The organism is Phaeovulum sp., from assembly GCF_041596715.1.
In the GTDB taxonomy this organism is placed as follows: domain Bacteria; phylum Pseudomonadota; class Alphaproteobacteria; order Rhodobacterales; family Rhodobacteraceae; genus UBA6213.
In genome coordinates, this window is sequence record NZ_JBFHIA010000203.1 from 1 (window position 1) to 5,572 (window position 5,572).

General features: G+C 58.9%; 6 protein-coding genes and 1 pseudogene. 4 read left to right on the forward strand and 3 right to left on the reverse strand.

All coding sequences use genetic code 11. From position 1 onward, the window contains the following. Positions 1-236: pseudogene (locus ABY403_RS12725) on the reverse strand (sensor histidine kinase); the annotation flags it as partial. A gap of 89 nt (positions 237-325) precedes the next feature. Between ABY403_RS12725 and ABY403_RS12730 the strand changes: the two are divergent. The 3 genes from ABY403_RS12730 to ABY403_RS12740 all read left to right on the forward strand — a co-directional run bounded on the left by ABY403_RS12730 (position 326) and on the right by ABY403_RS12740 (position 2,043). Continuing rightward, entirely contained in the window at positions 326-976 is a 651-nt protein-coding gene (locus tag ABY403_RS12730) for an SCO family protein (RefSeq protein WP_372841198.1), read from the forward strand. 81 nt (positions 977-1,057) lie between these two features. After that, on the forward strand, positions 1,058-1,612 hold the full coding sequence (locus tag ABY403_RS12735) for an ActR/PrrA/RegA family redox response regulator transcription factor (RefSeq protein ID WP_372841199.1): 555 nt from the start codon (positions 1,058-1,060) through the stop codon (positions 1,610-1,612). A 116-nt stretch (positions 1,613-1,728) separates the two neighbouring features. After that, on the forward strand, positions 1,729-2,043 hold the full coding sequence (locus ABY403_RS12740) for an H-NS family nucleoid-associated regulatory protein (RefSeq protein WP_372841204.1): 315 nt from the start codon (positions 1,729-1,731) through the stop codon (positions 2,041-2,043). Between the two features lie 27 nt (positions 2,044-2,070). On the opposite strand, the gene ABY403_RS12745 is transcribed toward ABY403_RS12740, so the two are convergent. Then, the gene (locus ABY403_RS12745) at positions 2,071-2,949 is read right to left on the reverse strand and encodes a LysR family transcriptional regulator (protein ID WP_372841201.1); all 879 of its coding nucleotides are present in this window, start codon (positions 2,947-2,949) and stop codon (positions 2,071-2,073) included. 194 nt (positions 2,950-3,143) lie between these two features. Further along, positions 3,144-3,743, reverse strand: a complete 600-nt coding sequence (locus ABY403_RS12750; RefSeq protein WP_372841202.1) for a YfbR-like 5'-deoxynucleotidase — start codon at positions 3,741-3,743, stop codon at positions 3,144-3,146. A gap of 105 nt (positions 3,744-3,848) precedes the next feature. Here ABY403_RS12750 and ahcY point away from each other — a divergent pair, with 105 nt between their 5' ends. Beyond that, positions 3,849-5,249 (forward strand): adenosylhomocysteinase, encoded by a 1,401-nt coding sequence (gene ahcY / locus ABY403_RS12755; protein WP_372841203.1) that lies wholly within the window; start codon positions 3,849-3,851, stop codon positions 5,247-5,249. Positions 5,250-5,572: the final 323 nt, after the last annotated feature.

Here is a 5,572-nt window from a genome sequence, read left to right on the forward strand (position 1 = left end):
ACTTCGCTCAGGCGGCGGTTCTCGGGAAAATGCAGCATCCCGAGCAGGTTTGCCACGACCGTCGCGCCGATAATCAGCAGGCACAGCGGCAGATCGAAGTTGATGTCAAAGAACCGCCACGCCACGCCGATTGCGACGATTTGTCCAGTAACCGCGATCCAGCGCAGATTTACCAGTGTTCGCAGGCGCACCCATTCGCTATGGGATTCGCGCGAAGAGTGAACAGTTGCGGTCATTTCGGTTTTCCCTGCTCACATTCGCGTGCAGATAGTTGATAAAGGCTCCTCGTTAGAGGATCAATGCGCAAGCAAAACAGGAGTGCGAGATGTCGATTTCAACGCGCAGCTATGCGGTAGGAGCGGCGACGATTGCCGCAGTCGCACTTGGTGCGACGTGGTGGGCCACGCAGCGCGCGCCAGCCAGTGACGATATCTTCGCACAGTGCCGCCAAGGTGAAATCGCGGGCGGTATCGAAGCGATTGGCGGGCCCTTCACGCTGGTTGACGAAACCGGCGCGACCGTAACCGACGCGGAGGTTATCACCAAACCGTCGCTGATCTACTTCGGCTATACCTTCTGCCCCGATGTCTGCCCGCTTGATAACGCGCGCAATGCCGAAACTGTTTATCAGCTTGACGAGCGGGGCTATGACGTGACGCCGGTGTTCATTTCGGTAGACTATATCCGGGATACGCCCGCCTTGCTGGCCGATTTTACCGACATCATGCACCCGCGCATGGTTGGCCTGAGCGGCACCGAAGAGCAGTTGCGCGCCGCAAGCAGCGCCTATCGGACATACTTCAAGCTGAAAGATCCCGAAAACGACCCGTATTTCCTGATCGACCACTCCACCCAGACCTACCTGACGTTTCCCGAGCCGGTGGGCTTTCAAGAATACTTCAACCGCGATGATTCGCCCGAGGAAATGGCCGATCGCATAGCCTGCTTTGTCGATGTCTGGAAATCGACGCAATAGGATCGTCGAAACAGTCAGTTTGACCTATGCGACACAACCGCCTAGAACCATCCGAAGCGCAACTCGTAAGGGCGGTTAAACATGGCCGATGAAGACTTTGCCGAACTGGGGCCTGACCGGTCGCTTCTGCTTGTCGATGATGACGTAACTTTCCTGACCCGGTTGAGCCGGGCGATGGAAAAGCGCGGCTTTATCGTGCACGCCGCCGAAAGCGTGGCCGCCGGAAAAGCCATCGTGCAGCAAAGCGCACCTGCTTACGCGGTGATCGATCTGCGGCTGGAAGATGGCAGTGGCCTCGACGTTGTCGAGCAACTGCGCGATGCCCGCCCCGATGCACGAATCGTGGTTCTGACCGGGTATGGCGCAATTGCTACGGCAGTGGCTGCGGTAAAAATGGGGGCGACCGACTATCTCTCAAAGCCTGCCGATGCCAATGACGTTACCGCCGCGCTTCTTGCCAAAGGTGAATCGCTACCGCCGCCGCCAGAAAACCCAATGAGCGCAGACCGCGTGCGTTGGGAACATATCCAGCGTGTTTATGAACTTTGCGAGCGCAACGTTTCTGAAACTGCGCGCAGGCTCAACATGCATCGCCGCACTTTGCAGCGTATTCTGGCCAAGCGTAGCCCGAAATAACAACCTATTGGTGAAACTCAGCTTAATAGGTAGCCTTTTTGGCTAACTTGTAATCGTTTATAATTGGTTTATGTTAGGAATCCCGAACTACCAATCAGGAATACAAAAGAATGCCGATAAACATGGAGCTTGATCGCCTTGATCTGAAAGAGCTCAAGGATTTGCGCGTAAAGGTTGACCGCGCAATTGCAGATTTCGAAGATCGCAAGAAAAAGCAGGCGCTGGCCGAGCTGGAAGAATCCGCTCGCAAGCTGGGCTATTCATTGGCCGAGCTGACTGCACTTAGCGGCATTCGCAAGCGCAAACCCGCCAAACCGAAATACGCCAACCCCGCCAATGAGTCCGAAACCTGGAGCGGGCGCGGGCGCAGACCGCATTGGGTAACCGCGGCACTTGCCTCGGGAAAAAGCCTAGAAGATATCGCGATCTGACTATTGCGGGGGCGGCTTTGGCCGCCCCTACAATTCTGCCTTTAGCCATGTGGTAAAGGCCTGCGCGGCAATGCTAACTGGCCCAGGTGGAAATACGGCGTAATAGCCAAGGCTTTCATGGCTAAGTTCGCAAATCTGCACCAGCCGCCCCGAAGCAATATCGTCTTCGACGAGCGCCGCGCTTTCCAGATGTAGCCCCAATCCTTCGCGCACCGCTGAAAGCGCAAGCTCCTCATTGGGAAACTCTGTAAATCTCAGCTTGGCCGGATGCAGGCCGATGCTTTTAAGCCAATCCATTTGCTCTGGCCAATCCTGTTCTCGCACCCAAGGCAACGCGGCCATTTCCGCAAGCGTCAGTTTCGCGCGGCCTGCCAGCAGTTCTGGTGCGCCCACCACCACCTGCGGGGCCGGGGTCAGGAAAACGGCCTGCACACCCTGCCAATGGCCATCACCGAACCGGATACCCATTGCAGCACCCGAGTGCCGCAGATCGACCACTTGGCGGTCTGGCAGCAGCGACAACGAAATATCGGGATGCCGCTTCCAGAACCGGGCCAATCGCGGCATCAGCCACTCGGCGGCAAAGGCGGGTGGCAAGGTCACTGTCAAAGGTTTGTGTCGCGCGTCATCGCGCAGCGCCGCAAGCCCTTCCTGCATCGTGACGAACCCGGAGGTGAGCGCTTGCCCCAGTTTTTCGCCCTCGGGCGTCAAGCGCAACATGCGCCCATCGCGCCAGACAAGCCGCACGCCGATTTCGTCCTCTAGTGCGCGGACCTGCTGCGCAACGGCGGCGTGGGTAACGTTCAACTGCCGCGCTGCCGCGCTGAACCCCCCGCATCGCGCGGTTGCCTCAAAGGCGCGCAGCGCCGCAAGGGTGGGCATCCTGTGCCAGTCGATATCATTCATCTGTAAGCCAAGCTAACAACTGCAAAATATTTCTGACTCGCCTTCTTCGTCGTCTCGAGCATAAAAAGAGAACATTAGGCGAGGAAAAGGAGGGTCAGGCGATGATCCGCATCATAGCAGAGGTTATGGCAATTGCCATCGGGGGCTACACCCCGCGCCGCAGGCTCGACCCGGTCCATAAGGGCCGCTAAGGCTTATGCGGCAGCCATGGCCGCCAGAAGCGCGTGGTGGCGCGCGGTAAAATCCGCGCGCACCTCAGCCGGTGGCCGCAGCCGAATCGCCAACCCGCCCAACGCCCCCTCTGCGGGCTTGCCAAACAGGCGATCAGCCTCTTCGCGCGAAAACCCGGCAATCTGCACCGCTTCCGCCCATGCTGAAAGCCGGTCTGCGGCCTTGATGGCCTTCTTGATCGCGGCGGGCAGCACCGCTGGCAGGCCAAAGCGCAAGTGCACGGCCGCGGCCAGCCGCGCGTCCATTTCACCATAAGCAGCACCGATGGCCGATTTCACCGGGCTGATCATGTCGCCGATCACATATTCGGGCGCGTCATGCAGCAGCGCAGCCAAGTGCCAGCGCGCGCCCACACCGGGATTTGCGCGCGAAAACAGTGCTTCCACCAGTAGCGAGTGTTCGGCCACCGAATAGGGCCAGTCACCGCGCGTCTGCCCGTTCCAGCGCGCAACAAAGGCCAGCCCATGCGCGATGTCCTCGATTTCGACATCCAGAGGTGTCGGGTCCAGCAGGTCGAGCCTTCGACCCGAAAGCATCCGTTGCCAGGCGCGGGGCTGTTTCATCTTCACCTCAAATTGATCCCTGCACCCTATTCCGGCCGTAGGAACATTGTCGAGACAGCGCCCGGGTGTTATCTGGCGTGCAACTAAAAGCAAGGAGTGCGGCGGATGCCGAAGGACTACATCGTCAAGGATATCTCGCTTGCCGCGTTTGGGCGTAAAGAGCTCGATATTGCCGAAACCGAAATGCCGGGGCTGATGGCGCTGCGCGAGGAATATGGCACGGCAAAGCCGCTCAAAGGTGCGCGCATCGCTGGCAGCCTGCATATGACCATCCAGACCGCCGCGCTGATCGAAACGCTGACTGCGCTGGGTGCCGATGTGCGCTGGGCCAGTTGCAACATCTTTTCCACGCAAGACCACGCCGCGGCGGCGATTGCCGCAGGTGGCACGCCGGTCTTTGCGATCAAGGGCGAAAGCCTAGAGCAATACTGGGAATATACCGACCGCATCTTTCAGTTCGGCGGTGAGGGTGGCACCTGTAACCTGATCCTCGATGACGGCGGCGATGCCACGCTTTACATCCTGATGGGCGCGCGGGTCGAAGCGGGCGAAACAGATTTGATCGCCGTCCCGACCTCGGATGAAGAAGTCTGCCTTTTCAACCAGATCAAAAAGCGGCTCAAGGCCAGCCCCGGCTGGTTTACAGCGCAGCGCGCCGCGATCAAGGGCGTCTCTGAAGAGACCACCACAGGCGTGCATCGCCTTTACGATCTGCACAAGAAGGGCCTGCTGCCCTTCCCCGCGATCAACGTGAACGACAGCGTCACCAAGTCGAAGTTCGACAACAAATACGGCTGCAAGGAATCGCTGGTCGATGGCATCCGCCGCGCGACCGATGTGATGATGGCCGGCAAGGTCGCCGTGGTCTGCGGCTATGGCGACGTGGGCAAAGGCTCGTCCGCCAGCCTGCGTGGTGCTGGCGCGCGCGTGAAGGTGACAGAGGTTGACCCGATCTGCGCGCTACAGGCCGCGATGGACGGTTTCGAGGTTGTGGTGCTGGAAGATGTGGTCGCCGACGCCGACATCTTCATCACCACCACCGGCAACCGCGACGTGATCCGGATCGAGCACATGCGCGCAATGAAGAACATGGCGATCGTCGGCAACATCGGCCATTTCGACAACGAGATTCAGGTCGCCGCGCTCAAGAACCACAAATGGACCAATATCAAGGATCAGGTGGACATGATCGAAATGCCCTCGGGCAACAAGATCATCCTGCTCAGCGAAGGGCGCCTGCTCAACCTCGGCAATGCCACCGGCCACCCGAGTTTTGTGATGTCGGCCAGCTTTTCCAACCAAGTGCTGGCGCAGATCGAACTTTGGACCAAGGGCGCTGAATACGCGCCCGGCGTCTACATTCTGCCCAAGGCGCTCGACGAGAAAGTGGCGCGCCTGCATCTGAAAAAGATCGGCGCGAAACTTACCGAACTGCGCCCCGAACAAGCCGATTACATCGGCGTAACGGTCGAAGGCCCGTTCAAGGCCGATCATTACCGCTATTGATGCGCTGAAACGAATGGCAAGGCCCGGCACCGCAATGCCGGGCCTTTTCGTTTTCGTGCCCAGACAACTCTTCACACAAAGCGCACAATAATTTGCTACAGATGTGATCGCGACGACAATACAAGCCATCACACTGGGCTTGCCCCGCGCCAGTTTGCGGCGCGCGATACCCGCGCCAACCTGCGGTCAAGTCGCCAGTGACGCAGGCCCGACATTTCCCTTTGTGTGAAACCTAGAATGGATTTAGCTTGATGTAGGGGCGGGAAGCGCCCCTGTTGCACGTATCAATCCGAACCGGAACGGGTGGGAGTGGAAAATGGGTA